At 70.0% G+C, this 26,060-nt stretch carries 24 protein-coding genes; 15 read left to right on the forward strand and 9 right to left on the reverse strand.

Going from position 1 to position 26,060, the window contains the following annotated elements; translation table 11 throughout:
- From ACZ5SK_RS14980 to ACZ5SK_RS14990, 3 genes are all read right to left on the reverse strand, one after another.
- The gene (locus ACZ5SK_RS14980; RefSeq protein WP_334578408.1) at nt 1-678 is read right to left on the reverse strand and encodes a hypothetical protein; all 678 of its coding nucleotides are present in this window, start codon (nt 676-678) and stop codon (nt 1-3) included.
- A 259-nt stretch (nt 679-937) separates the two neighbouring features.
- Nucleotides 938-1,309, reverse strand: coding sequence for a DUF4913 domain-containing protein (locus tag ACZ5SK_RS14985; RefSeq protein WP_334578409.1), 372 nt, complete (start codon nt 1,307-1,309; stop codon nt 938-940).
- Nucleotides 1,310-1,361: 52 nt separating this feature from the next.
- Nucleotides 1,362-1,886 (reverse strand): hypothetical protein, encoded by a 525-nt coding sequence (locus ACZ5SK_RS14990; protein WP_334578410.1) that lies wholly within the window; start codon nt 1,884-1,886, stop codon nt 1,362-1,364.
- Between the two features lie 329 nt (nt 1,887-2,215).
- Between ACZ5SK_RS14990 and ACZ5SK_RS14995 the strand changes: the two genes are divergently transcribed.
- From ACZ5SK_RS14995 to ACZ5SK_RS15060, 14 genes are all read left to right on the forward strand, one after another.
- The gene (locus ACZ5SK_RS14995; protein WP_334578411.1) at nt 2,216-3,922 is read left to right on the forward strand and encodes a conjugal transfer protein; all 1,707 of its coding nucleotides are present in this window, start codon (nt 2,216-2,218) and stop codon (nt 3,920-3,922) included.
- A gap of 66 nt (nt 3,923-3,988) precedes the next feature.
- Complete coding sequence (locus ACZ5SK_RS15000; RefSeq protein ID WP_079660927.1) at nt 3,989-4,252, forward strand: hypothetical protein; 264 nt, start codon at nt 3,989-3,991, stop codon at nt 4,250-4,252.
- A gap of 64 nt (nt 4,253-4,316) precedes the next feature.
- Entirely contained in the window at nt 4,317-4,802 is a 486-nt protein-coding gene (locus ACZ5SK_RS15005; protein ID WP_079660928.1) for a hypothetical protein, read from the forward strand.
- Nucleotides 4,803-4,876: 74 nt separating this feature from the next.
- Nucleotides 4,877-7,870, forward strand: a complete 2,994-nt coding sequence (locus tag ACZ5SK_RS15010) for an ATP-binding protein (protein WP_334578412.1) — start codon at nt 4,877-4,879, stop codon at nt 7,868-7,870.
- A 41-nt stretch (nt 7,871-7,911) separates the two neighbouring features.
- The gene (locus ACZ5SK_RS15015; protein ID WP_468576088.1) at nt 7,912-8,610 is read left to right on the forward strand and encodes a hypothetical protein; all 699 of its coding nucleotides are present in this window, start codon (nt 7,912-7,914) and stop codon (nt 8,608-8,610) included.
- A gap of 6 nt (nt 8,611-8,616) precedes the next feature.
- Complete coding sequence (locus ACZ5SK_RS15020; RefSeq protein ID WP_334578414.1) at nt 8,617-9,210, forward strand: hypothetical protein; 594 nt, start codon at nt 8,617-8,619, stop codon at nt 9,208-9,210.
- Nucleotides 9,211-9,262: 52 nt separating this feature from the next.
- On the forward strand, nt 9,263-11,497 hold the full coding sequence (locus tag ACZ5SK_RS15025) for a hypothetical protein (protein WP_468576090.1): 2,235 nt from the start codon (nt 9,263-9,265) through the stop codon (nt 11,495-11,497).
- Nucleotides 11,498-11,537: 40 nt separating this feature from the next.
- Nucleotides 11,538-12,167 carry a hypothetical protein gene (locus ACZ5SK_RS15030; protein ID WP_079660932.1) on the forward strand — a complete coding sequence of 210 codons (630 nt, stop codon included), beginning with the start codon at nt 11,538-11,540 and terminating at the stop codon, nt 12,165-12,167.
- A 34-nt stretch (nt 12,168-12,201) separates the two neighbouring features.
- Nucleotides 12,202-12,825, forward strand: a complete 624-nt coding sequence (locus ACZ5SK_RS15035; protein WP_468416842.1) for a hypothetical protein — start codon at nt 12,202-12,204, stop codon at nt 12,823-12,825.
- Complete coding sequence (locus ACZ5SK_RS15040) at nt 12,822-13,886, forward strand: hypothetical protein (protein WP_468416840.1); 1,065 nt, start codon at nt 12,822-12,824, stop codon at nt 13,884-13,886. The genes ACZ5SK_RS15035 and ACZ5SK_RS15040 overlap by 4 nt, the downstream gene beginning before the upstream one ends.
- The gene (locus ACZ5SK_RS15045) at nt 13,883-14,584 is read left to right on the forward strand and encodes a hypothetical protein (RefSeq protein WP_468576092.1); all 702 of its coding nucleotides are present in this window, start codon (nt 13,883-13,885) and stop codon (nt 14,582-14,584) included. Before ACZ5SK_RS15040 ends, ACZ5SK_RS15045 begins: the two co-directional genes overlap by 4 nt.
- Before the next feature lie 133 nt (nt 14,585-14,717).
- Nucleotides 14,718-16,271: a WhiB family transcriptional regulator gene (locus ACZ5SK_RS15050; RefSeq protein ID WP_468416836.1), complete on the forward strand. Its 1,554-nt coding sequence runs from the start codon at nt 14,718-14,720 to the stop codon at nt 16,269-16,271.
- Between the two features lie 45 nt (nt 16,272-16,316).
- On the forward strand, nt 16,317-16,580 hold the full coding sequence (locus ACZ5SK_RS15055) for a hypothetical protein (RefSeq protein WP_334578421.1): 264 nt from the start codon (nt 16,317-16,319) through the stop codon (nt 16,578-16,580).
- A gap of 82 nt (nt 16,581-16,662) precedes the next feature.
- Nucleotides 16,663-16,857 carry a DUF397 domain-containing protein gene (locus ACZ5SK_RS15060; RefSeq protein WP_334578422.1) on the forward strand — a complete coding sequence of 65 codons (195 nt, stop codon included), beginning with the start codon at nt 16,663-16,665 and terminating at the stop codon, nt 16,855-16,857.
- Here ACZ5SK_RS15060 and ACZ5SK_RS15065 read toward each other — a convergent pair.
- On the reverse strand, nt 16,844-17,392 hold the full coding sequence (locus tag ACZ5SK_RS15065; protein WP_334578423.1) for a hypothetical protein: 549 nt from the start codon (nt 17,390-17,392) through the stop codon (nt 16,844-16,846). The two genes, ACZ5SK_RS15060 and ACZ5SK_RS15065, sit on opposite strands and share 14 nt — an antisense overlap.
- Before the next feature lie 61 nt (nt 17,393-17,453).
- Here ACZ5SK_RS15065 and ACZ5SK_RS15070 point away from each other — a divergent pair, with 61 nt between their 5' ends.
- A complete protein-coding gene (locus ACZ5SK_RS15070) occupies nt 17,454-20,090 on the forward strand; it encodes a hypothetical protein (RefSeq protein ID WP_334578424.1) in 2,637 nt (878 codons plus the stop codon).
- Nucleotides 20,091-20,181: 91 nt separating this feature from the next.
- On the opposite strand, the gene ACZ5SK_RS15075 is transcribed toward ACZ5SK_RS15070, so the two are convergent.
- From ACZ5SK_RS15075 to ACZ5SK_RS15095, 5 genes are all read right to left on the reverse strand, one after another.
- Complete coding sequence (locus tag ACZ5SK_RS15075; RefSeq protein WP_079664907.1) at nt 20,182-20,649, reverse strand: heat shock protein transcriptional repressor HspR; 468 nt, start codon at nt 20,647-20,649, stop codon at nt 20,182-20,184.
- Between the two features lie 5 nt (nt 20,650-20,654).
- A complete protein-coding gene (gene dnaJ, locus ACZ5SK_RS15080) occupies nt 20,655-21,833 on the reverse strand; it encodes a molecular chaperone DnaJ (RefSeq protein ID WP_079660944.1) in 1,179 nt (392 codons plus the stop codon).
- A gap of 57 nt (nt 21,834-21,890) precedes the next feature.
- Nucleotides 21,891-22,553 carry a nucleotide exchange factor GrpE gene (gene grpE, locus ACZ5SK_RS15085; RefSeq protein WP_079660945.1) on the reverse strand — a complete coding sequence of 221 codons (663 nt, stop codon included), beginning with the start codon at nt 22,551-22,553 and terminating at the stop codon, nt 21,891-21,893.
- Complete coding sequence (dnaK, locus tag ACZ5SK_RS15090) at nt 22,550-24,391, reverse strand: molecular chaperone DnaK (protein ID WP_334578425.1); 1,842 nt, start codon at nt 24,389-24,391, stop codon at nt 22,550-22,552. Before dnaK ends, grpE begins: the two co-directional genes overlap by 4 nt.
- 95 nt (nt 24,392-24,486) lie before the next feature.
- Nucleotides 24,487-25,866 carry an MraY family glycosyltransferase gene (locus ACZ5SK_RS15095; protein WP_468576094.1) on the reverse strand — a complete coding sequence of 460 codons (1,380 nt, stop codon included), beginning with the start codon at nt 25,864-25,866 and terminating at the stop codon, nt 24,487-24,489.
- Nucleotides 25,867-26,060: the final 194 nt, after the last annotated feature.

A 26,060-nucleotide genomic window follows, 5' to 3' on the forward strand; every position in this document is an offset into this window, starting at 1 on the left:
TCACTCCCCCGAGTCTTCGGAGGAGCCGACGTTGCCGAGTCCGAAGACGTCGAAGCCGGAGACCTCCCACCGGGTGCCGTCCTCCTTGACGGTCACCAGCCACTCGTTCTCCTCGGTCGAGGACTGCCCGCCGGAGGTGTGCGTGGTGGTGACCTTCACCAGGCTGGATATCGTCCTGCCGCTGCCGCGCACCACGTCGTCGGCTATCACCGCGTCGCGCTCCACGACCGCCGCGCCCTTGGACGAGCACTCCTGCGCCTGGCAGGTGGCCCACTCCTTGCCGGACGGCAGTACGGTCGCCTGCTTCATCTGTGTGTCGCCGGTGGTGAGTCCGAGCAACGGGGTGCTCCAGGCCGCCGCCTTGCTGGTGTGGTCGTAGGTGGTGAGCCCGGCCATGTACCTGGCCATGACGGCGTGGGCCTCGGCCACTTCGGAGGGCTCGACGATGGGGGTGGCACCGCCACTGGGCGCATCGGAACCCGAGGACCCCGAAGACCCCGGGTCCGCGGCGGCGCCGTTGCGGCCGCCGGAGGTGGCGGCCGGCGCCGCGTCCGTGCCGTCATCGCCGCCGTCGTCTCCGTCGAAGACGGTGAACACCGTCAGCACGAGAATCAGCAAAGCGCCGAGCACGACCAGAGGCAGCAGTGCCGTGCGCTTGTTCTCGGCAGGCAACTCCACGTTCCCGCGCCTTCCTTGTGCTCAGCCGGTACGGCGGTCGACGGGTGACCGGGACACGGTAGGTGGCGGCAACAACGTGAGGCCCGGGGTTTTCCCGACGGGGAAAGGAGCGGGCGCCCCTCGGGAAAGAGCGGGAAAGCGGTCCGCCGTCAAGCCACAGCGGTCACTGCGTCCCAGCCCAGCGCACAGCAATGCCCCAGGTGGCCATGGGGAGAGCAGGGTCGGCTTCGAACTCCGCTCACCGCGATTCCTCCTCCGCTCACCGCGATTCCTCCGGCCGCGGATCCACCGGCAGCGGATCGAAGGGGTAGGCCGTGTGACCGTCCTTCGGCGAACAGGCGGCGAACGGGCCCGAGTCGGCGTCCATCAGGACCCGCAGGTGGGGATCCGCATGGTGCAGCCACCAGGTGGACATGCCGAGCGCCGGGTCCTGGCGCAGGTGTTCCCAGGCCAGCCAGAGGGCGGAGAGGCGGGCGCCGGCCTCGGGGTGCTCCCACCATTTCGGGCACCAGGTGGCCGAGGAACCGTTGATGCGGCGGCGGATCAACTGGGCGAGGTAGTCGGAGACGAAGACGAAGACGTCCGCGAAGTAGAACTCCGGTTCCCTGGCGGGCTCTTCGGTGCCGGTCATCCTTGCCCCTGTCGGTCGGTCTGCGGTGGTCGCGGGATCAGGTCAGGAAGATTCAGGTCAGGAAGATACCGAGCAGCAACACCACTGCCACGATCGCGCCCATGACGATGCGCGCCGTCGGATCCTCGCGTTCCCAAAGGTCGTGGACGACGCTCCAGCCGCTCATCCGCGCCGCACGGCCTCCCTGCAGTCGGGCGGTCAGGCCCTGCTGCTCCTCGTCGACGACCTCGTCGTCCGCCGACTGCGGCTCGGGATCCTCGTCGAACCCGACCGGCAGGCCCTGCTGCTCCTGGGCCACGAGAACCATCTGTTCGAGGAGTTCGGGAATCGTGTTCGGGGTCAGGGGATAGGCGAAGGTGCCGTACGGCGTCTCCACGCACAGGCGGGCCTGCCAGGGGTCGCCGGGTTCGTAACCGTCGACCCAGGCACGTTCGGCCTGGAACACCTGCGGTGCCTGGAAGGCCGCCGCGGCGACGGGGGCAGGGGCCTGCTGGACCGGCGGGGTCTGCTGAGGGATCTCCCAGGTTCGCGGGTCGGGCTGCTGCGGCTGCTGCGGGTTCCCGTTGTGGTCGGTCAACTCTCGTCCTTCGCCGGGTCCGTCGGGTCCAGGGGGTGCCGGGGGCGGTGCCGGGCACGTCGGGCAGACATGCCCAGCGCATTGTGGGGCCGGCGCGGGTCGGCGCGGCACGGAGTCTTCCCGCCGTGTCCCTGACACTTTTCCCGACGGGTTTCCCCAAGGGACCCCGCCGGGAATTCACCGTCTCCCGGCGAGGAAAACGACACCGGTCCCGTGACGCGTCTTTGTCACACTGCCAGCGCACCTGGCTGGGCCAGGGCCCGTCGTGCGGTGCGGTCGTGAACCCGCCCAGGCGGACGGGGAACCGACTCGCTGGAGTAACCGACTCGATGACAGACCACAACAGCCCTGCTGGCGCGGTCGGCGGAGGCCAGCCTTCCGGGCAGCCCGGGTCCTTCGGTCCTTCCCAGCAGCCACCGCAACAGGCGTGGCAGGGACAAGGGCAGCAGGCCCCTGCCCCGCAGCCCGCCGCCCCGCAGGCCTCCCAGCCCCAGCCCCAGCCGCAGCCCCAGCCGCAGCAGCTCCCCTCCGACGCGGCCCGCGCACAGGTCGCCGCCGCCTGGGTGCGCAACACGCCCCGGGCCGGCCAGGCAGCCGTACCGTCGCTGCCGCCGCGGGAGACCCGCCCCCAGGGCGAGTCGAAGAAGGAGAAGCGCGAGCGGGAGCGGGCGGCGCGCAAGGCCGCGTACGAGCAGAAGAAGGCGGAGAAGGAGCAGCGCAAGCGGGGCGGTACGGCGACGGCCGCGGCGCCCGCGCCCGTCGCGCCGACCGCGGCTGCCCAGCACACCGCCCCGGCCGCCACCGCGCCGGCACCCCAGGCCCCCGTCGCCGGTGCCCCGACGCTTTCGCTCAGGCCCACGGCAGGCGCTCCCGCCCACACCACCGCCCTCGCGCACACCGCCCCGAAGCCCGGCCCCGACCGTGACTTCGTCGTCCCGAAGCCCGGTGGCCGGATCCCCACCGGCGGACGCCGTACCCACGTCGCACTCCGCGCCACCCTGCTGATCACCACGTGCGTGTTCGCGCTGGGCTCCTGCGGTGTGATGGGACTCGTGGTCGGCAAGTCCTCCGGTGCCACCACCGCCGGACTGGACGAGGCGGACGCCACCCGCTATCGCCTCACCGAGTTCCCAACCGAGCAGGCGGCGGCCTTCGCGGAGCAGTACGCGCAGCTCTGCATGACGTTCTCCCCGGACACCTCGTCCACCCGCCGGACCGACCTCGCCCGCTACGCCTCCGCCGGCGTCGACCCCGAGTGCGGCTGGAGCGGCGAGGGCACCAGCAAGGCCGTCTCGGCCACCTGGGACGGAACTGCGGAGAAGCTTCCCGAGTTCGGTGACCACGGCCGGTACATCGGCGTTCAGGTCCGGACGGACGACGGCACGCTCACCACGCTCACCGTCCCGGTGTACGTGCAGAACCTCAAGACGGGCGAGGGCATGCGCGTCGCCGGCGACGTCGGCCAGATGCCGTTGCCCGCGCGTGCGGACGTGCCGGAGCTCGATCAGCGCGACGAGGTCGTCGACGACACGCTCTCCACTCAGCTCCAGCAGAAGGTGCTGCCGGGCTACTTCGAGGCCTGGGGCGCCTCCGACGCGACCGCGATGTCCCGCTTCATCACACCCGACGCGACCCTGACAGCCACGACCGGTCTTGCCGGGCGCATGACGAAGCCGCAGGTCGGCACGGTCGTCGCGCTCGTCCCGGCGAGCGTCCAGGGCACCGACCCGTACGCCTACAGCGCCGGACAGGCGGTCCAGGTGCGCGTGGTCGTCGACTGGAGCGACGCGAAGGGCGTCGCCGTCAGCCGCGCGTACCGGATGACGATCGTGAACACGGCCCAGGGCTGGTTCGTCAAGGACATCCGGGGCGGCGTCCTCGACGAGCAGGGCGGCCGGGCCGACAGCGACGAGACCGACAGCGACGCCGCGACGGGGAGCGCCTCCCCCTCCGCCCCGTCCACCCCGGCCTCCCCGTCCACCTCCCGCTCGACGACCCCCCAGGCGCCCAAGAGCAAGCAGCCCGGCAAGTCCTGACCGGCACCGCACCGCCCTCACCCCCCGCGCCACTTACCACCGCTCCACCACCCGAGAGGAATCACCATGTACCTGGCAGCCGGTACGACACTGGACGAGATGTTCGGGCAGATCGAGACCATCCTCCGCAACGCGGGCACCATGGTCGCCGTCATCGCCCTGCTCATCCTCGGCATCCGCATGCTGATGTCGATGAAGCGCGGAGACGGCATGCGCGAGGCCTTCCAGGGCTTCGGCATGATCGCGCTCGCCGCCCTGATCATCGGTGGCGCCGGCGGTCTCGCCGGCGTACTGATCGGCCTCGGCAGCCAGATCGGCGGCGGCAACTGACCCACCGTCCGGGCCTCGCCCGACGATCGGTCAGTAGCCGTCCTTACCAGGGGAGTTCGCAAGCATGAGCCAGGAGGCACCGCCGGAGCCGCTGGTCGCGTACGACCACACCGATCTGGTCAACCGCCCCAAGCGGATCTGGAACTGGGGCAACATCCCGCTGCCGGGCCTGCTGCTGCCCGCACTGGGCGCGGCCTTCGGCTTCGGGCTGATCTGGCTCATCGCGCTGTTCACGATGTCGGCGTTCCTGCCGTTCCTCGGGATGTCGATGTGGACGTCGATCCTCTACTTCGGGCCGCCGTTCGCCGTCTACTTCGTCTGGGGACGGCCGCTGCCCTCGGCGCTCACGCTGAGCCAGCAGCTCGTGGTGTGGACCGACTGGTGGTTCCAGCCCAAGCGCCTTCAGGGCCTCGCCGCCGACCAGGAGCCCGAAGAGCTGCACTGGCAGGTCATCCTCTTCACCCCCGGCTCGCCGCGCTGGCAGGCCCGCTACGACGCCGCACGCCGGACCGCCGCCGCACGCGGCAGCGCCTTCTCCACCTACCGCTGACCCCTACCCCCCCTCACCTCTCCTCCCTCACGTCCTTCACGTCCTTCACGTCGACTACCGCAGGTGACTCCTCCATGTTCATGCTGATCCTTCTGGGCGGGGCGGCCGCCTTCTTCGTGGTCGCCATGATCATGGCCGCCTCGTCGAGCAAGAAGAACGGTCAGGGCGGCCAGGGCGGTTCGAGGCAGTCGTCCTCCTCCCGCTCCAGGCAGTCCGGCTCGTCGGCGTCCGCCCGCCGCGAGGACCTCCGTCTGCCCTACCGCTACGCCGACGACATGATCTTCGTGCACGGCGACTCGGTGTGGACGGGCATGGTCCTGCCCAACGCCATCGACGAGTACCTGAACGCCGGCGAGCTCCAGGCGATGGCCGAGGGCCCGGCCCGCGGTCTGCTCAACCTGGCCCGCGGCGACCGCAACGTCGAGTGCCACTACCGCAAGGTCTACCAGCCGATCACCGCGCTGACCTGGGCGGAAGAGCTGAACGCGATCGCCTGGGAGCCCACCGAGAACTACAAGGCGTACAACCTGCGCAAGGCCGAGTACCAGGAGCGCATCGGCGCCAAGCGGGAGCGCAACATCCTGCTGGTGAAGCTGGGTTCACTGAAGCGGACCAGCGGCGGCACCGGTGTCCTGGCCCAGGACGACGAGCCGTACGACGAGCCCGGCCTCCTCCAGGGCGTGCGCGGCGCCGCCGACCAGGCCGCCGCCACCGCGACCGGCGTCACGGACGAGTACCTCTCCCCGCACGTCCTCGCCGAGTGGACGCAGACGGCCGTCGAGGTCCACGAGAGCCTGGAGGGCCTCAAGGGCACCCCGCTCAGCCGCGAGGAGCTCGTCTGGCTGATCCGCAAGCCGCTCCACGGCGACCTGCCGGTCCCGCCGGAGCCGGTGCTCGGCTCGCGCGCCTGGGGTCCCAACCAGTTCGACCTGGTCGTCGACTTCTCCGGCGAGAACCGCAAGACGCACATCGTCCTGCACCAGTACGACGAGGTGACGGGCGAGCAGCAGACCAGCTACACCACGACGCTCGTGGCCGCCAACTGGCCCGCGGAGACCCGCTTCCGCCAGTCCACGGCCTGGGCGCGGTACGCCGCCCAGCACGTGGACTTCCCCGTCGAGATCGACATGCGGTTCACGCTCATCCCGTACCTGAAGTTCAAGGACCGCGCCGACAAGATCCGCGGCAACCTCGTCGACGAGATGAACGACATGGCCAACTCCGGCCGCAGCCCCGACACCAAGCTGGCCACCCAGGTCACCCGCGCCCAGGAACTCGTCGACGACATCGAAGAGCACAAGATGCCGGGCATGGAGGCGCAGATCCGCTTCACGATCTCGGCTCACGACGTGAAGGAGCTGGAGCGCCGGCGCCGCGTCCTGGAGATGCAGTTCAAGCAGGACCTGAAGGTCACGCTGCTGCGCCCGACCCGCCAGCAGTGGCGGCTGCTCCAGTCCCAACTGCCTGGCGACGCACCCAAGTTGCCCATCGCGCCGTATCTCCGTCTCCAGGAGGTGGAGCAGCTCGGCGCCGGACTCCCCACGGCCGGAACGGAGCTGGGCGACAACCCCGAGCAGCGGTCCGGCAAGCGGCTCGGCTGGGTCGGCAACCTCGTCGGCTGGGCGGGCAAGATGCCGGTCCACTACTCGCTCCACGTCGGCCCGGCCCGCAACGACGGCGGTGGCCTCGCCATCGTCGGCGCATCCGGCGGCGGCAAGTCGTCGCTGGCCCTGCAGAAGTTCTACGAGGAGTCGGAGTCGGGCGTCCGCTGCCTGGTCATCGACCCGAAGACCGACTTCGCCCAGCTGTGCTACTACCTGGCCTTCGGCGCCCAGGTGAACGACCCGGCCTTCGCGAGCGACGCGGAACAGGGCCTCCTCGGCACCCCGCAGAGCCGGTTCCAGCCCGTGAACCCGGAGTTCTGGGCGGAGACGGAGGTCGTCGACCTCCTGAAGGGCCAGGCGGGCGTCCTCGACCCGTGGGTCATCGCCCGCGACGTCCCCGCCGGCCGCCTCCTCGCCGAGTCCATGCTCCGCGGCTTCCTCGGCGACGAGGACTACCAGCGCGTCCGCCTCCCCGTCATCGAGGGCATGGCGACCGTCATCGGCCGCTACAACTCCGCGATCCGCCAGGCCGTCGAGCAGGGCTACACCGCCCGCGACGCCGAACTCGCCGTCCCCCGCCCCACGTTGTGGCAGGTCGTCGACGAGGTCGTCGCGGCGTACGACCACGCGGTGGCCAGCGGCGACCGGGAGGCGATCAAGGACCTGAAGCTCGCGCAGATGCTCCTCACGGAGCTGCGCACCCTCCCCTACGCCCGGCTCTCCTTCGCCGAGCACCCGCAGCCCCTCTCCAGCATGCGCAAGCGCCGCACCGTCATCACCCTGCGCGGCTTCCAGTCGCCGGCGGCCTCCGACCCGCGCAACTGGAACCCGGCGGAACGCCTCGCGGCGACGGCCCTGATGGCGGTCGTGGAGCTCGGCAGCCAGATGCTCGACGTCGGCTACGAGAAGAACCCGGTGACCGGCGAGATCGGCCTGCGCCCCAAGGCGCTCTTCGTCGACGAGGCGTACGTCGTCACGGCGACCGAGTCCGGCCGCGACCTGATGCGCCGCGCGCTGAAGCAGGGCCGCTCCTACCTCGCCGTCACCGTCCTGATCACCCAGCAGGCCATCGACCTCGTCCAGATCGAGGACTCCGAGGCCCGCAGCGGCGGCGCCAACCAGATCCACACCGTCTTCGCCTTCAAGCAGAAGTCGGCGCAGGAGGCCTCCCTGGTGGCCCCGCTCCTGGGCCGCCCGGAGAACGACCCGAAGGTCATCGCCGCCCTGCAGGAACTCCGCACGGGCGTCTGCCTCCAGCGCGACGCCGACAAACGGGTCGGCACGGTCGCCGTCGACCTGGTCTTCAAGGAGATCCTCGCCGCCACCGACACCAACGGCACCACCCGCCCGGCCCGCCAGGGCATCAACCCCCCGCTGAGTGTCTGGGACTGGACGTTCCTGCAGGAGGCGGAGGAGGACCCGGCGGCCTCCCAGCCCGCCACGCAGGAATCGGCCGCCGTATGACCCCGCCCGACCCCACCTCGTCCCCGGAGGCCCGTCCCCCCATGTCCCTGCCCAAGCCCCTGACCAAGCCCCTGACCACGGGCATCGTCTCCCTGGCCCTGCTCACCGCGTTGACCGGGTGCGGGTCCGACTCCGGCGCGGACGGCGACGGCTCGACCGCCTCGGCCTCCGCCTCCAGTTCCGGCTCTGGTTCCGGTTCCGATTCCGGCTCCCCGCGCCTGCCCAGCGCCAAGACGCTGAGAGAAGTCCAGACGTTCATCTCCGGCGCGGGGCTCCCTTGCGACAACCTCACGGACGACGAGAGCGCGAACGGCACACCCGTGGAGGGATTTCTCGGCCCCTCGGACGAGCACGACACCAAGGCTGAAGCAGCCGAGAAGGATGCCTGGGGGATCAGGAAGTCCGGCTTCTGCGGAGAAACCCGGTCCGACATCGGCGGCTGGGTCATTTACCTGCTGGGCGACATGAAGGCGTTCCAGGAGAACTACCGCAAGCAGGCTCAGGAGTTGGCAAAAGAGCAGGGTTGGACGGGCTCGTTGGCATACGGGCGGTTCTTCGTCGGCGCTGACTTCATCATCGACCCAACGAACGTGCAGGCGAGCAAGACCCTACTCGAAGCCGGGATGTTGGTGGAGAACTGCGACCCCAAGTTCAAGGTTCCCGAGGGATACGTCACGAAGGACGCGCAGGCGAGCGGCTGCGTGCTGACCAACTACCTCGTCGATCCTCTAAACCAGTAGGTAGACATGAAACTCGGGAAAGCACTCACCATCGGTGTCACACTCGCCGCGTTCACGGCGGTCGCGGGGTGCGGAAGCAACGACGCCAAGAGCAAGAACAGCGGGAGCGAAAGCCCAGCCGCCAGTTCCTCCGGCAGCACCGGGCAGGGCGCGGGCGGCGGCCTGCCCAAGGCGGCGGACCTGGCGTCCATCGCGTACTACGTGAACAAGCACACCCCCTGCCTGGACCTCAAGACAGGAGCCGACTACGACGCCAACCACGACGGCGACAAGACCGCGTGGGGCGCCGACGAGGCGGCGGCCCCGTCCTGGGGCATCAAGGAACGGGGCGTGTGCAACGACGGATCCAATGACCCCGTCGCCCTCCTGTCCGTGGCAGACATGAAGAAGTTCCAGACCGCGGCCAAAGCGCACAACGAGAAATTCCTGGTCGGCCAGGACTTCGCGGTCATTCCGGTCGGGAGCCAGGCGATCCAGGAACTGCGGAAGTCCGAGCTCCTGTTCCTGACCTGCGATCCGAACTTCTCGGCGCCGAGCGGTTTCCAGAAGTCTCCAGGCCTCGTCGACGGCTGTGTGCTGAGCGACTACTTCGACGGCTGACCCCGCACATCGAGCTCCTGCCCCTGCCCACGCGTACCCCGAAGGAAGACAGATGCATCCGCGCAACGCACTGAGCCGTCGAATACGGAAAGCCGGTGTGGCCGCCCGTGCCGGCCTCTTCGTGGTGCTGGCGCTGATCGCCCTCACCCTGGCCGCGCCGAGTTCGGCGTACGCGGACTTCTCCTGCAGCTTCACCGGCGACGAGAGCTACCACATGGACTCGCCGGGCAGTAACGGCGAGGGCATCATGCCCGCTGTCGTGCAGTGGAAGGACGGCGGCGGCTCCGAGAACCTCGGCGACGAGAAGGGCACGGTCAGGGGCGCCTTCAAGGTGGAGCCGGACCAAGCCCAGCGCTACACCCTGTACGAACTGAACGGCATGCGGGGCCTGAACTGGTCCATGACCTTCAAGGGCAAGGGCGACGCCTCCGAGGACAACGGCACGTGGGGCAGCGGAGCCGATTCCTGCAAGGTCATGGCCTATGTCAACAACGGCATAGCTGACGCCGTCTTCTACGGCACCAAGGTGCTCACCCGGTTCTCCATCTCCATCAAGGAGATGGCCTCCAACCCGAGCCCCTTCTCAGGCCTCTACACCGGCCGCGACAACGTGGTGACGACCCTCCGCGACAACGTCCTGAAGCCCGCCCTCACGGTCATGATCCTGCTGGTCGGCCTCTGGGTGTTCACCAAGTGGCGGAAGGGAGACATGCGTGAGGTGTGGGCGGGAGTCTCCTGGACCGCCCTGACCGTGATCGCCGTCATGGCATTCCTCACCGGCAACAACTACGACAAGGTCGTACAGAGCTCGGACGAATGGATCGCCAGCGCCAACTCCGCACTCAGCTCGACCGTACTCGCGGGCGTGTCGGGCAAGATGCAGAGCCCCTGCGATCTGCCCAACAACGGCAAGGACCTGCCCGGAGAGGTAGGCCTCCGGTTGTCGAGCTGCGCCATGTACGACACCCTCGCCTTCCGCCCCTGGGCCATGGGCCAGTTCGGCGATGTGGGCGCGAACTGCATCTTCAGGAAAGACAGCAACGGAAAAGTCTCCGGCACGGACGGGACCTGCACTTTCAGCAGCGACACCAAATACGTCTGCTACTGGGGCGAGAAAGGCACGCCCCGCTGCGGGGACCTCCGCGTGCGCCAAGCGGTCGCCCAGTCCTGGACCAACGTCGATGACCAACGCGGGGACGACAGGCCGGACGGGGACAAGTTCAGCGACTGGGAGAAGATCCGCATCGAAATCGCCGGCGGCGAGGATGTGCCGGACAAGAAGCTCTACCCGGTCGCCTTCAACGACTGGGCCGGCAAGAACGCCACCGACCGGGTGGGCATCGCCTTCTACTCCCTCGTGGCCGCCTTCATCGTCGGCGTGATGGTCCTCGCGCTCAGCGCGCTCACCCTCCTGTGGCACGCGGTCACACTGATCCTGATCATGCTGTTGCCGCTGGTCGCCACGCTCGGCATCCACCCCTCCCAGCAGAAGCTGCTGAAGAGCTGGCTGGAGACGTTCATCCACAGCTTCGTGCTGCGCGCCGGCTTCGGCGTGATCCTGACCGTCCTGCTCGTCCTCTACCAGATGATCCTGCCCGCGCAGATCGCCCTCGGCACCCAGCTGCTCATGCTGCTGCTGGTCACCGTCGCCGTCGTGATGATGCTGAAGAAGCTTCTCGCCGGGAACTTCACCCCGCAGGTCGCGGGCGGCGAGGACACCCTCGGCATCCGGGACGGCGCGAACGCCACCTTCGACAAGGCCGCCGTCATGGCCCCGGGCCTCGCCATCGGCTCGGCCCGCGCCAGCGGCCGCGTCGCGGGCACCACCGCCAAGGGCACGGGCCGCGCGGCCGGCAGCACGCTGCGCGGCGGCGCCTGGGCGGTGGACAAGTTCGCCAACAAGGGCCGGGGCCGCGCCGCACTGCAGAAGCGAGGCTGGCTCGGCCAGTCCAAGCAGGAGCAGCGGCAGACCGCGTACCGGTCGGCGGAGGGGGCACGTGAGGCCCAGGAGGCGAGAAACCGCCCGCCGGAGGAGCAGGAGGCCCAGTCGCCTCCCACCCCCAGGCGCGGCCGCCGGGTCAGCGACTCGGGCGCCAAGCAGGCCCCGCAGCAGTCCACGCCGCCGGCCGAGTCCCGCCCGGCTCCCGCGCCGCAGTCGCAGCCGTCGGCACCACGCCCTCGGCCCGCCCCGGCCGAGGCGCCGCCGGCGCCGCGGCAGCAGACGCCCCCCGTGGCCCCGGCGCCCCCGCCGCCCCGGGACCCGCGTGGCCCCAGCGGCCGCGTCTGACCCCGCCCCCTGCCCGTAAGCAGCACCAGAGGAGCCACCCATGCCCGTCCTGACCGCCGACCGCACCCCCGACCAGTTGGTCGCGGAACTGGAGCGGCTCGTCGAGGTGGACTGGCCCACGGTGTGGGCGGGGGTGCCGGACGACGAGGAGAAGCGCTCGCACTGGTGCGCGGGGTTCGGCTGGCGACCGCTGTGGTTCGAGGCGGGCCAGTGGGTCCGTACGGCCCAGGGCGCCCGCCTCCACCTCGCCTCGGTGGCTCCCGCCCGCCCGGTGACCCGCGTCGAGCACGCCCTGTGGTCGGTCCGGGCGGGCGCGGCGGCGGAGAACGAGTCCCTGATGGCGCTCGCCGCCGCCAAGTGGCCCGCGTACGTCACCGCCGTCCAGGCGGTGCTGAGCGTGCCCACCTGGTCCGGCGACTGGGACACGGCAGGCTTCCCCGACTCACCCGGACGCGGGTACTGGCGGGACGCGGAGTGGCGAGGGGTCCACCGCGACCCCTACCGGCTGGCGGTGTGGTCCTTCCGTACGCCGGGAGCACCGCTGTTCGTGCTCAAGGCGAACCTGGCGGCGGGTACGGCAGCGGGCTGGGGCCCGGGCAGTGCGACGATCTCCCTCGCCTGCCACGGGCCGGCCGACGCCGAGGACGACGGCCCCGGCTGGCTGTTGTGACGACTGTGCCGACGACCGAGACGAGAGACTGATCATGGGCCTCACTTCTGGACCTCAGGACCGCACCCCGCAGGAGCTGGTCACCGAGCTACGCGGACTGACCGACGTGGACTGGCCGACCATCTGGTCCGGCCCGCCCCTCCCGGGCCAGGGCCTGGACATGTGGTGCGCCCAGTTCGGATGGACTCCGCTGAGCTTCGAACGGGTGCTTCAGGTACGGACCGACACAGGGGGAGAGTTCGTCCTCAACGCCTCCGGCGGCAGCTGGGCTCCTGTGGACAGCGTCAGTCACTGGGTCTGGGGAGCCGGCGCGGAGACCGCCGCGGACAACCCCGCCGTTCTGGAGGCGGCGGATCGTGCCTGGCCCGTGTACCTGACGGCCGCCTGCTCCGCGCTGGGGGAGCCGAGCTGGGAAGGGACCTGGGAGGCTGACGACTTTCCCGAGTCGCTCGGCACGCACCCCCTGGGCTCACGCGAATTCCGGCTCACGCGGAAGAACCCCTACCGGCTGGCCTATTGGATGCCTCGAGAAGGCGCTGGTCCGCTGGCCGTCATGGTGATCGCTCTGGCCTCGGGAACCGCCCAAGGACGCTATGCAGGTGCGGCGAACATGACCGTGAAGTTCTATCCGCAACCTGTTGAGATCGGAGAGCTGTGAGCGCACCACACATACCCCAGGACGTCGAGCTGCTCGCTATCCGTCTGGCGCAGGAGGAGGCAATCCGCACCGCAGAGGCGAGAACGCTGGAGGGCGCCGAAGCGATCGCCGACCGCTTGCGTGACGAAGCCGCGGCACAGGGCCTGCACGTCAAGGAGTACATCGAGACCCTGACCAAGGACGCACAGGGCGTGCAGCCCCCGGAAGGCACCAGCCCCACGAGCGCCTTCTGGTCGTTCGGCATCGAGGACGAACGCGCGCCGAAGGGCTGGCTGGACAACCGGTACATCGCAGAAGCTTGGGCCAAGCTGCAGAACGTGCAGCAGCCGGGCTCGGCCCAGACGCTCGAAACCTCGGCGGCAGGGCGCAGACTGAACGAAATGCACCTCTGGGAGACGGAGGTGCTCGATGCACTCGGCGGCAGCCAGGAGGGCTTCACCACGGACTGGACGCGTCAGTGCTGGGGCGACCTCTCCGAGACCTATGCCGCCGCAGCGAAGGGCCCCGTCGTCGTCTTCGCCCAGTACGCCGACACCCGCTCGATCCTCTACAACCGCGAGCTCCCCACCCTCCACCCCAACGAGAACGTCGGTCTGGACAACATCCACTTCGCCTACGAGGCTCCGCAGCCGTGGCCGAAGGAGACGCGGGCCGAGGTCGGCACCGACGCCGCGCGTGCGCAGCTTCAGTACAACGATCCGACCAAAGCGCACTACGTCGACCCCAAGACGTACCCGGACCAGGACCCCACGGCCCGCAAGGCCGCCCTGGAGTCGGAGTTCGCTTCGGTGACGGCCGAACGCAGCGAACGCGCGGCCGAGAAGAAGGCAGAGCAGACGACCGGTAAGGCGGCCGAGGCAGAACAGACGCAACAGGAGGGGAAGGCGGAACAGGCAGAGCAGGACGCACCCGCACCCTCTGCCGCCGTCCCGTTGTGGCAGGTCGGTTTCACTCCCAAGCCGGTCCTCATCGAAACCGGATCGTCGGGCCCGGGCGCCGCCTCGACGGCACCGCCGACGCCCGACCTCCAGAAACAGACAACAGGACCGGGACTGGGATGAGCGCGAAGGCGAGCAAGAAGCAGATCCCCAAGCCTCGGCCGAAGCCGAAGACGGCCCAAAAGCCCCAACAGAGCACCCCCGGAGCACAGCGCCCCACCGCCCCGCTACCCGGCCTCCGCCGTCTCCTCCACCAGGACGAGAACGACCCCTGGGCGGTCAAGCTCCTTCCGCGGATCGTCTTCGGCCTCGCCGCCGCCTACACCCTCTTCGCCATAGCCTCCGAGAGCGGCTCCGGCTTCGTCACGGTCTGCGCCCTGATCCTCGTCGGCGCGGTGGTCTGGCTGCTCCGCCGGCGCGCGCAGCTCCTCCTGGGCCTCGGCTCGACCATCCTCTCCGCCGCGTTCACCGGCTACTTCTCCGCGGTGGGGGACTCCGTCCGCGCGTCCACCAGTGCGACCGTCACCGGCCAGGCCGCCTTCGGCTACTGGGCCCTCGCCGGCATGGCACTCCTCGGCGCGTGGATGGTGAAGGATCATCCGGGCCGACGCGGCGTCACTGTGCTCCTCGCGGATGTGATCCTCGTCATCGCGTCCGTCGTCGGGATGTTCCTGCCAGAAGCAGGCGTACCGGTCGGTTTCCTCGCTGTGATCGCGGTCCTGGCGCTGCGCGGAAGCACCGCGAAAGCGGTTGTGGCCCGTTCCCGCCGGGCACTGGGCCGCCTGCGGCCGCGCAAAGCCACTGACCCGACGGACAGTTGAGGCTCGTGTGAACTTTTCGTCTCGTCACTGTGCCAGATCGGCACATGCTTTGCAGATGCGTTGCACCTGGTTGACGGGTCGTTCTAGAGTCCCCTCCGATCACGGATCACCACGGGGGACAACACACATGCGTATGGCCAGCCATACGGTGCTGCACGCGCGCCCTGCGCGCGGGCCGGTACGAGGGTCGACGGCGGGTGCCCACATACCCGACGCCGCCCTGCCCTGCCAGCGCCGACCGGACGTCTTCCAGCACCCGCTGCTGGAGGCGTCGACGGACATCCCGGACAGCTCTCCCCACACCTCACCCGAACAGCGCCACCAGCACCTGGTCCTGCTGCGCACCGCCCGCGACCTGTGCGCTTCCTGCCCGTTGTGGGCGGAATGCCTCCAGGACGCCGTCGCCCACGCCGAGCCCTACGGCTACGCGGCCGCGACCACGCTGGAAGACCGCCGCTGGATCCGCCGCGCCCTCGCCATCGGCGACCCGAACGGCAATTTGCCCACCCACCCCACGGACGGCCCCGCCTCCGCAACCGGCACCGGCACCGGCACGAGCTCCGGCACCGGCTCGGGCGACACCTCCCGCCGACTGCTCCGGCTGCGCTCCCGCACCACCGACGCCGCCGCCCGGCACGCCGCCGAGCGAGGCCTGCCCGAACTGGAGCAGGTCCTCGACGCGTTCGACGCCCGTCAGGATCAACTAGCCTCCTACCAGCGGCAGTTGCCCGCGATACCGAGGCAGTTGCACGAGCACACCGCCGCACAGTCACCCCACAGCGACAGACATCCCCACCCGCACGCACACCCGGAAAGCAGGAGCGAGGACATGGCAGCGGCCGAGTCCGGGCAGCGGATCGCCTTCTCGTACGAGGATCCCGCCCAGGCCGTACGACAGGCTCTGCTGGCCCCCCTGGTCCGCTCCGCCCTGCCCACGCTCGACAGCCTCGAGCAGCTGGTCACGATGCTGGCGAGCGTGCCCGGCGGCGACATCGCCCCGGAGCTGCCGGAGAACCTCCGCGCCGTACGCAAGGCGGTGGAGGCACTGGCCCCGCCCCCCGAGGACGCCGGCCGGCGCTCCTCCGGTCCCACCGCACCCACCACCGCCACCGCCCCCGCCACCGGCACCGGCAGCCCCTTCCGCGCCCTGACGGGCTCGGTCTCCGTCGAACTCGCCACCACCGACCCGGTGGCGGCCCTGCGCCGCGACTTCCTGGAACCGCTGCTGCGCGAACTGGCCTCCTCCCTCGCCAACATCGAGAAGGTGGCGACCATGCTGGCCGCGACCTCGGACGGCGACGAGGTCCTCCTGGAGCCGATCCGCGCCGCGCTCCAGGGCATCCGGGCACGCCTCCCGCACCCGACTACCCCTTCCGGGGGAACGACCGCAGGCACCGCCCGCCAGTCCACCCCCCTCCCGGCTCACGCGGCCGCCCCCAGCATCCGAGCTGCCGTGGAAACAGCCGTGTCAACGTTTCCCGGCCCTTTCTCCGCCCGCGACGTCCTGCGCGCACTCCCGCCCGGCATCTACGGCGACCCGTCGAAAACGATCAGTAACGTCCTGTCCGCGCTGGTCAAGTCGGGCCGCCTGCAACGCCTCGCCCGCGGCACGTACGCTCGCACCGTGGACGTCGCCATGGACGTCACCGCGGACGTCCCCGATCAGGACGAGGCGAAGAGCGCCTGAGCCGGACCCGTGCCGGACCCGAGCGAGAAGGAACCGAGACCCCCGATGACCGAACCGACGCCGCCGCCTTCGCCTCCCGCCACGGCGGACGCCCAGGTGCACGTCTTCTCCCCCAACGCCGGCCTGATCGACGGCGTCCCGGTCACCGCCCCGCCCTACGGCGACATCCAGGACGTGGTCCTGTCGATCCTCCAGCAGCGAGCCCAACAACTCGGAGCCCCCACCCCGGCCACGATCACCGACAACCGCTACGGCGGCGCGATCCGCCTCCTGATCCACCCGGACGGCACAACAGAACAACTGGGCTGAACGGCTTCGACTTCCGCCTGGACTTCCGCTTCGGATTCAGCCCCGCTTGGGCCCGGTGATCGCCTCACCGACGACGAATCCCTTGGCGGGGCCTTGGGGACGGGAGCTCGCCTGGCAGAAGTCGACCTTCAGCAGAGGCCCGGAGGGCGAGTGCCTCTACCTCGCCCCCACCCCCGACGGAACGATCCGCCTCCGCGAGAGCGACACCCCGGACGTCATCCTGTCCACCACCCAGGAAACCCTCGCCGACCTCCTGCGCCACCTCAGGGCGCGCTGACCTCGTCGATGTCGGCCAGAACCGCACGAGCCCTCTTGATGTTCATCTCGATAATCTTGCGCTCGAATTTGCGCGGTTCACGCGCATAGCGGGCCTTACCCGCTTCGGAGGTGAAAGCGGTGGCCGGAACAGCGTCCTCGCCGGGCGGAATGAACTTGGGAATCTCTTCGAACGCCGCAACGGCATAGGCGACGGCTTTGCGCAGCTTGTGGTGCTCCGACTCGGGCGTGTTGAGGAGCTCCACACCCGCAGACTCGGAGATCCGGAAGGCGACATCGGCGAATTCCCCCGGATCGATGATCTTCGACGGTTCCGCACCGCCGAACGCGGGCGGAGGAGGCGGGGTCTCCTCCGCCATGCGAAAGGTGAATCGCCGGGTCGTTCCGCACTGCCGACAATCGCCCTCGTACACCGCCACGATGTCATCACCGTGCTGTTCCAGGCGGTGTCGGCGCTCGAAGTCGCCGGATCCGCACTCACAGGCGTGAAGGTCCATGTACAGATGCGCTTCGGACGATGAGCGTGCTGTCAACATGACATGATCCTAAGGGCTGTTCGACGATTTCACAGGTGAAGGCACGGGGGAGGAACATCACGTGGACGGGGCGGTCACCGACGCACAGATGCAGGCTCAGCAGTCACGGTTGATCGCAACGGCCGAACGTGAACTGAGCGCCGTGGCGTCCGTCGTCCTGGGAGAGCGGTTCGGTTCGTTCGACCGGCTCGAGACGGAGGACCTGCGCTTCGTCCTGGTGGACGCACAGGGCAGTTCAGCGAACTTCCTGGTGGATGCCATTCCCATGGAGACGGGCGTGATCGCCGGCACGGCGGCGAACACGACGTCGGACCACTACATCGTCCAGATATCCGACCGTCTCCCGGTCGAGCAGCTGACTCGGGTCCTCGCCCATGAGATCGGGGAACTCATCGCCGTACGCGACCGCTCCGGCCAGGGATTGGCACCGGTGCGCGAGAGTCTGTTGGACCAAGGGGCCGAAATCGGTGACCGACGTGAGCTGTCGAGCCAGGACCACGGTGTCATCGGCGAACTCAACTGGCTTGCCGCCCGAGCCTCCGATCTGGAATTCCCGGAGCAGCAAAGGGCCGAGTCCCGTGCCGAACTCTCCGCGCTACTGGACCAATGCGGTATGCGTCCAACGGCCGCCATCACGGAGCCGGACACCTACAACGCTGAATTCAGGGCAGCTCAGATACGACTCTTCGCATCCGCGGAATTCCTCTCCTACGACGCCGACAGCCTCGTCGACGCCCTCGCCCGCCCCATAGAACAACTCCCCCCGGCCGACGCCACCGCCCTCCAGGCATCCCGCGACGCGGCCCTCCGTGCCCAACGGCAGGTCGAGGCGTTCATCGGCCGGCGTGACGTCACCATGCCCCTCCCCGGCTACGACCAGAACGGTCTCCCCCTCCCCCGCGACCAGTTGGCACCCGCCGCCGCGCAGTGGGCGGAGTACCGCGCCCAGGTCAGTCAGCGCACCGTGCAGTCGCTGGCGGGGCAGCTCGCGGCCGGGCGGTTCCCGTTGCGCCAAGTAGTCATCGGCGGCGGAGCAAGCCTCACCGGACGCAGTCCGGACGCGCTGCTCATCGACGGCGTCGGCCGGTGGCACCTGGACCCCGGTGCCGGCATCGTCCAGTCCGCCGACCAGGACCGCGATCTCGCCCAGTGGATGGGCGTCGACCCGTACGCGGCGGTCGAGGATCCCAGACACCGCATCTCCATCCACGCCGTCCGCGTCTGGGAGGACCAACTCGCCACCCAGGGCGACCTGGTGAACGGCCACGCCCGGCTGCGCCTCGGCCGGAACGGCGAACTCCTCGCCGAAGTACGTCCGTTGGGCGAGGATGGCAAGGAGAGCGCGACTCCCCTCTGGGTGGCCTGCGACGGCACGCCCAGCATCGCCACCGGTCTGACCCCGGAGGTCGTACCGGGCATGCCGCGCGGCGACTTCGCCGTGGAGAGCCGCGCCGAAGCCGTACGGCTGATCGGCGACCGGCTCCGGGAGCTGGAGGGGCAGGGGACGGCCGGTGCGGGCGCGATGCGCGCCTGGCTGACGCAGGCCGAGCGGGGCGGCGCGGACACCCGTACCGTGCTCGACGCCCTGAACTCCCCCGCGTCCTCGGCACTCAGGGACGCCCTCACGGCCGGTCTGGAGCCCGACGCCGCCACCCGCATGGGCAACTGCTTCACCGCCCTCGACTCGACCCGGAAATGGGAGTCGGCACGTGAGGCCGCGCCGGGGCGGGCGCTGCTGGGCGACGAGGTCGCCGAGAGCCGTTTCGACGCCCACGCCGCCAAGGAGTGGATCGTCGTGGGTTCGGGCGGAACCGCCGTCGCCAACGCGGAGATCATCCTGATCCAGAACCGCGAGGCCCACGTCACGATCATCGGCTCGAAGCCGCCACCGGCACTCCAGCACCAGGTCCAGTTCCCGGCGATGCAGGAGAAGTACGGGCACGGCGAGAACGGCGAGAAGCGGCTGTCCTTCGTCGAGGCCCGCGTCGGCGCGATCGAAACCTACCAGGACGACCAGGGCGTCACCCGCTTCCAGGTCCCCTACGCCGACCAGGACACCAAGGAGCGGCACGTGGCCCGCGGCGACGGCTACGTCACCAGCCTCGGCCGCACCAACCCGCTCCCGCCCGCCCTCCAGGACCTCGCGAACGAGGTGCGCGACCGGGGCGGCGAGATCTCCGGGGACCTGCTGTTCGACAGGGACGACCAGTACATCGGCTACGGCCTCACCTTCGCCGTGGACGGCCACGAACACCGCGTCGACGTGGACGGCGCGGCCTCCTGGCAGCTCCCGCGCGAGGTATTCGCCCCGGAGACGGGAATCCAGGGCGAGCTGAACCGGATGGGCGTGCGCGGTCTGCCGTCCGAGACCGGCAACGCGGCCCCCGGCTTCTCTCCGATCGCCCGCCAGAGCGCCCTGCGCGCCCGCGCCGTCGCGGCGGCAGCGGCCGGCGACGAGAGCGCCGTACGACGGACCTCGACCGTCCCTGAACGCTGGCGTCGCCCAGAACAGAGCCAAGTCAAGGAGACAGCGACCGCCCCGGTCCCCACCCCCTCCGTCCCCGGCTCCCACCTCTGGCAGCTGGGCATGCCCCAAGGCGCTACGACCCGACCGGCGGCCCCCGCCCGGCAACCGCAGCAACAGCCGCCCGCCCACGAACCCCCGACCCCGACCCCGACCGTCGGCATGGGCGACTGACCGGCCGTGAACAACAGCGAAGGGGCCCGGAGTCGAAACTCCGGGCCCCTTCCCATATACACCTCAGTCGGTACACCTCAGTCGGTGCGCATCAGTCCGACGACTGCTGCCGCTTCGGCCGCCACACCACCAACGCGCTGGTCTGCTGTACCTCCTGGTACGGCACCAGGTCCCGTCGGTACGACGCGTGCACCGCCGCCTCGCGCTGCTGCATCGCCGCGGCCGCGCCGTCCAGCGCGGCCTCCATCTCGGCCACCCGGGACTGCAGGGCGGCCACCTGGTTCTCCAGTTCGATGATCCGCTTGATGCCGGCCAGGTTGATGCCCTCGTCCTGGGACAGCGCCTGCACCGTGCGGAGCAGTTCGATGTCGCGGGCCGAGTAACGTCGGCCCCGGCCGGCGGTGCGGTCGGGGGAGACGAGGCCCAGGCGGTCGTACTGGCGCAGCGTCTGCGGGTGCAGGCCGGAGAGCTGGGCCGCCACCGAGATGACGTAGACCGGGGTCTCCTCGGTCAGTTCATACGGCCCACGAAAACTGTCACTGCGCCGACGGCCGTCCATCACTCTCAGGCTCCCTTCGCGGCCTCGAACAGCTCCTCCCGCGGGTCCTCGCCCGCGGTCGCCTCGCGATACGCCTCCAGCGCGTCACGAGCCTTCCCCGACAGGTCCTTCGGGACACTCACCTCCACGGTGACCAGCAGGTCGCCGCGGGTGCCGTCCTTGCGGACCGCGCCCTTGCCCCGCGCCCGCATGGTACGGCCGTTGGGCGTGCCGGGCGGCAGTTTCAGGGTCAGGGACGGTCCACCGAGCGTCGGCACCTTGACCTCGCCGCCGAGGGCCGCCTCCGTGAACGTCACCGGCACGGTCACCGTCAGGTTGTCGTCCTTGCGGCCGAACACCGGGTGGGGGTCGACGTGTACGACGACGTAGAGGTCGCCGGACGGGCCGCCCCGCTCGCCGGGTGCGCCCTTGCCACGCAGGCGGATGCGCTGCCCGTCCGTCACCCCGGCCGGGATGCGGACCTGCATGGTCCTGGAGGACTTGGCGCGCCCGCTGCCCTTGCAGTCCAGGCAGGGATGCTCGGCGATGAGGCCGCGGCCCTTGCAGTCGGGGCAGGGGTCGGTGAGGGAGAAGCCGCCGCCGGAGCCCCGCGCGACCTGGCCGGTGCCGACACATGTCGGGCACACCCGCGGCGTGCCGTTCTTGTCGCCCGTGCCGGAGCACGCCTTGCAGGGGGCCTGCGAGGACATGCGCAGCGGGACCGTCGCACCCTCGATGGCTTCCGTGAAGGTGAGGGTGACCTCGGTGTCGATGTCCTGGCCGCGCCGGGGCTGGGTACGGGTCGTGCCCGGGCCGCCGCGGTTGAACAGGCCGCCGAAGACGTCCCCGATGCCGCCGCCGAAGCCGCCGGAGGCCCCGCCGGTCTGGGCGCCGCCTCCGAAGAGGTCGCCCAGGTCGAAGTTGAAGGAGCCGCCGCCCGCTCCGGGGCCCGGGCGGAAGCCGCCGTTGCCGAAGAGGGCGCGTGCCTCGTCGTACTCCTTGCGCTTCTTGGGGTCACCGAGGATGTCGTTCGCCTCGGAGATCTCCTTGAAGCGCTCCTCCGCCTTGGCGTTGCCCTTGTTGGCGTCCGGGTGGTACTCGCGGGCGAGTTTCCGGTACGCCTTCTTGATCTCGGCCTCGGTGGCGTCCTTGGGGACGCCGAGGACCTTGTAGAAGTCCTTCTCAATGAAGTCCTTGGTGCTCACCCTCGACGTCCCTCCTCTCGTGTAGTCACGACGATCGCCGCAACGATCGCGTCAAGCTCAGCCCTCGTCCGGGCCACCGCTCTCCTTGTCGTCCGCCGCCGCCGTCTCGGCCTCGTCGGCCTTCGTGGGCTGCGCGCCGGGCTGCGGTTCGGCCACGGCCACCCGCGCGGGGCGGATGGTTCGCTCGCCGATTCGATACCCAGGCTGCAGAATCGCCACGCACGTCGTCTCGGTGACGTCGGGCGCGTACGAGTGCATCAGGGCCTCGTGGATCGTCGGGTCGAAGGGCTCGCCCTCCTTGCCGAACTGCTGCAGGCCCATCTTGGCGGCCACGGTCTCCAGCGATTCCGCGACGGACTTGAAGCCGCCGAGGAGTTCGCCGTGTTCGCGCGCGCGGCCGATGTCGTCGAGCACGGGCAGGAGCTCGGTCAGGAGGTTCGCGATGGCGATCTCCTTGACCGCGATCCGGTCGCGCTCGACCCGACGGCGGTAGTTCTGGTACTCGGCCTGGAGGCGCTGGAGGTCCGCGGTGCGCTCGCCGAGCGCGGTGCGCACCTGGTCCAGCTGGGCCACCAGACCGGCTGTCTGGTTCGCGTCCCCGGCCGGGGCCGCCCCCTCCGCCGAGGCGGAGGAGGGGGCGGCCTTCGGCTCGGCGTCTTCAGGGGTGGCGCCGGAGGGGACGTCGGGCTTCTCCTCGAAGCCCGGGGTCTCCTCCGTCACGCGGCACCGTCCTTGCGCTCGTCGTCCACGATCTCGGCGTCCACGACGTCGTCGTCGGCCTTGGGGGCCTCGGCGCCGGCGGACGCGCCACCGGCGGCCTGGGCGCCCGCGTCGGCGTACATGGCCTGGCCGACCTTCTGGGAGACCGCGGCGACCTTCTCGGTGGCCGTGCGGATCTCCGCGGTGTCCTCGCCCTTGAGCGCGGCCTTCAGCTCCTCGACGGCGGCCTCGACCTCGGTCTTGACCTCGCCGGGGACCTTGTCCTCGTTGTCCTTGAGGAACTTCTCCGTCTGGTAGACGAGCTGCTCGCCCTGGTTGCGGGCCTCGGCGGCCTCGCGGCGGCGGTGGTCCTCGTCCGCGTACTGCTCGGCCTCCTGGCGCATGCGGTCGACCTCGTCCTTCGGCAGCGAGGAGCCGCCGGTGACGGTCATCTTCTGCTCCTTGCCCGTGCCCAGGTCCTTCGCGGTCACGTGCATGATGCCGTTGGCGTCGATGTCGAAGGCGACCTCGATCTGCGGGACGCCACGCGGGGCCGGCGGCAGACCGGTCAGCTCGAACATGCCGAGCTTCTTGTTGTAGGCCGCGATCTCGCGCTCACCCTGGTAGACCTGGATCTGAACGGACGGCTGGTTGTCCTCGGCCGTCGTGAAGATCTCCGAACGCTTCGTCGGGATCGTCGTGTTGCGCTCGATCAGCTTGGTCATGATGCCGCCCTTGGTCTCGATGCCGAGGGACAGCGGGGTCACGTCGAGGAGCAGGACGTCCTTGACCTCGCCCTTGAGGACACCGGCCTGGAGCGCCGCGCCGATGGCGACGACCTCGTCCGGGTTGACGCCCTTGTTGGCGTCCTGACCGCCGGTCAGCTCCTTGACGAGCTCGGCGACGGCGGGCATCCGGGTCGAACCGCCGACGAGAACGACGTGGTCGATCTCGGAGAGGTTGATGCCGGCGTCCTTGATGACGTTGTGGAACGGCGTCTTGCAGCGCTCCAGCAGGTCGGCCGTCAGCTGCTGGAACTGGGCGCGGGTGAGCTTCTCGTCCAGGTGCAGCGGGCCCTCGGCGGACGCCGTGATGTAGGGGAGGTTGATCGAGGTCTCGGTGGACGAGGACAGCTCGATCTTCGCCTTCTCGGCGGCCTCGCGCAGACGCTGCAGCGCCATCTTGTCCTTGGCGAGGTCCACGCCGTGGCCGGCCTTGAACTGCTGCACCAGGTAGTCGACGACACGCTGGTCCCAGTCGTCACCACCGAGGTGGTTGTCGCCGTTGGTGGCCTTCACCTCGACGACGCCGTCACCGATCTCCAGGAGGGACACGTCGAAGGTGCCGCCGCCGAGGTCGAAGACGAGGATCGTCTGGTCGTCCTTGTCGAGGCCGTACGCGAGGGCGGCGGCGGTGGGCTCGTTGACGATGCGCAGGACGTTGAGACCGGCGATCTCGCCGGCTTCCTTCGTCGCCTGACGCTCGGAGTCGTTGAAGTAGGCCGGGACGGTGATGACCGCGTCGGTCACCTTCTCGCCCAGGTAGGCCTCGGCATCCCGCTTGAGCTTCTGCAGGATGAACGCGGAGATCTGCTGCGGGTTGAAGGGCTTCCCGTCGAGCTCGATCTTCCAGTCGGTGCCCATGTGACGCTTCACGGAACGGATGGTCCGGTCCACGTTGGTCACCGCCTGGCGCTTGGCGACCTCGCCGACGAGCACCTCACCGTTCTTCGCGAAGGCGACGACGGACGGCGTGGTCCTGGCACCCTCGGCGTTGGTGATGACGGTGGGCTCGCCGCCCTCCAGAACGCTGACGACGGAGTTGGTTGTGCCCAGGTCGATGCCGACCGCACGTGCCATGGTGATCTTCCTCCAGCTGACTTGAGTGGAACGGACTCAAGTGTGCACGAGGCTCGCCACTGGGTCAACAGACCTGAGTCGTACCCACTCAACTCTTATCCGTTCCTTACACGCAATCCCGCGTTGACCTGCGAGGACACGGAACCACCGGTCCGCCGAATCTCGGCCCGAGGGGGACGGTCATCGGACTCGGGTTGACGCCGAGGCGCATACACCGGAGCCCGCCGGGCATCGAAGCGATCGCTGGAGGGGCTGGGAGGAGCGACGGACCGGTCGGTCGCCCGGCCCGCGGACCGGGCGACCGACCGCGCGGCCGACCGGGCGGAAAGGCGGACGGAAGAACGGATGCCGGCGCCGGCCCGGGTGGCGGAGGTGGCGGACGCGGGACCGGACGGGGAGCCGGACGAGGAGGCGGATCGGAACCCGGGCCGGGATGCGGACGGGGAAGCGGACCGGGAAGCGGATCTGGAGCCGGGCCGGGGTCGGCGAGTGCCACGCGCGCGTGGCGGCCCGTACACCGAGACCCGCAGCAGCCCGATCACGACGACGAGCGCCACGCCCGCCACCCACCACACCGCCCGCACGTCCGCCCACCCCGCGTGCACCAGCACCCCGACGAGCACGGCCGAGAAGGCCGCGAGGCCGAGCAGCACGGTCACCCCCTGGGCGGTGAGCCCGAGCCGCCGCAGCCGGTGGGCGAGATGGTCGGGCGCGCCGCGCAGCAGGGGCCGTCCGGCCAGCCGTCGCGACGCCGCCACCAGGACGACGTCGGCCCCGGCGACCGCGGTGAGCGCGAACAGCACCCCCGTGCCGACGAGCGGATCGTGCCCCGCGCGGGCGACGACGGCCGCCGCGGCGAGCAGGAACCCCGTGAAGAGCGACCCGCACGCGCCGAGCGCCACGCGCGCGGGAGGCCAGTTGTGCATGAGGAACCCGGTCAGCGCGGCGGCGAGCACGCTCAGCAGCACCACAAGCCCGTCCATCACCTCGACGGCGACGCACGCGGCGACTCCGAAGGCGGTGACGACCCCGACGGTCCCGGCCACCCCGTCGGCGTGGTCGAGCGCCCTGAAGGCCAGCGCGCCGAAGGTGATCCAGCCGACGCCCACCATCCCGGAGACCACACCGGTGTCGCCGTACGGCACCACGAAGGCCGCCGCGACCGCCGTCCCGAGGACGAGGAAGGGCACCTTGAGCCGCCACACGTCGGCGATCAGCCCGAGCGCGGCGACGGCGCCCCCGGCGACGAGCAGCACCTCGATGCCGTCCCCGAGCGGCGCGATGCCCGTCCAGTCCCCGGCGACCGCGACGAGACAGGTGGCGAGCACGACGGCGGCGCCCCCGAACAGCGGAACCCGTCGCTGCCGCTGCCGCCGGTCGAGCAGCCCGAGGCGCAGAGCGGGCACGCGCAGCAGCGCGGCGAGGACGGCGGAGAGGAGCAGGGCGGTGGCGGCAGCGACGATCCCGTAGAGCACGGATATAAATTAGTCATAAATGTACCAATTTGGTACGAATAACACGGCCGGTTTACGGCCGAATCCAGACCCGCCCCTGAGGCAACCCTCAGCGACTCAGATCACTCCGCACCCCGCTACAGTGCGACGCACAATAAGGGGTACTCTCAGACGGACTGCATAAGTTACCGCTTAGTAATCTCCACCGAAGTCCC

The sequence above is a fragment of the Streptomyces sp. NPDC031474 genome (genome assembly GCF_055581185.1).

Coding starts and splice junctions, on each gene's coding strand:
- ACZ5SK_RS15065 (WP_334578423.1), bottom strand. CDS start 17,392: ATGTTGACAGCACGCTCATCGTCCGAAGCGCATCTGTACATGGACCTT.
- ACZ5SK_RS15050 (WP_468416836.1), top strand. CDS start 14,718: ATGGCCAGCCATACGGTGCTGCACGCGCGCCCTGCGCGCGGGCCGGTA.
- dnaK (WP_334578425.1), bottom strand. CDS start 24,391: ATGGCACGTGCGGTCGGCATCGACCTGGGCACAACCAACTCCGTCGTC.
- ACZ5SK_RS14995 (WP_334578411.1), top strand. CDS start 2,216: ATGACAGACCACAACAGCCCTGCTGGCGCGGTCGGCGGAGGCCAGCCT.
- ACZ5SK_RS14985 (WP_334578409.1), bottom strand. CDS start 1,309: ATGACCGGCACCGAAGAGCCCGCCAGGGAACCGGAGTTCTACTTCGCG.
- ACZ5SK_RS15055 (WP_334578421.1), top strand. CDS start 16,317: ATGACCGAACCGACGCCGCCGCCTTCGCCTCCCGCCACGGCGGACGCC.
- ACZ5SK_RS15020 (WP_334578414.1), top strand. CDS start 8,617: ATGAAACTCGGGAAAGCACTCACCATCGGTGTCACACTCGCCGCGTTC.
- ACZ5SK_RS15005 (WP_079660928.1), top strand. CDS start 4,317: ATGAGCCAGGAGGCACCGCCGGAGCCGCTGGTCGCGTACGACCACACC.
- ACZ5SK_RS15035 (WP_468416842.1), top strand. CDS start 12,202: ATGGGCCTCACTTCTGGACCTCAGGACCGCACCCCGCAGGAGCTGGTC.
- ACZ5SK_RS15010 (WP_334578412.1), top strand. CDS start 4,877: ATGTTCATGCTGATCCTTCTGGGCGGGGCGGCCGCCTTCTTCGTGGTC.
- ACZ5SK_RS15025 (WP_468576090.1), top strand. CDS start 9,263: ATGCATCCGCGCAACGCACTGAGCCGTCGAATACGGAAAGCCGGTGTG.
- ACZ5SK_RS15075 (WP_079664907.1), bottom strand. CDS start 20,649: ATGGACGGCCGTCGGCGCAGTGACAGTTTTCGTGGGCCGTATGAACTG.
- ACZ5SK_RS15030 (WP_079660932.1), top strand. CDS start 11,538: ATGCCCGTCCTGACCGCCGACCGCACCCCCGACCAGTTGGTCGCGGAA.
- ACZ5SK_RS15000 (WP_079660927.1), top strand. CDS start 3,989: ATGTACCTGGCAGCCGGTACGACACTGGACGAGATGTTCGGGCAGATC.
- ACZ5SK_RS15045 (WP_468576092.1), top strand. CDS start 13,883: ATGAGCGCGAAGGCGAGCAAGAAGCAGATCCCCAAGCCTCGGCCGAAG.
- ACZ5SK_RS15015 (WP_468576088.1), top strand. CDS start 7,912: ATGTCCCTGCCCAAGCCCCTGACCAAGCCCCTGACCACGGGCATCGTC.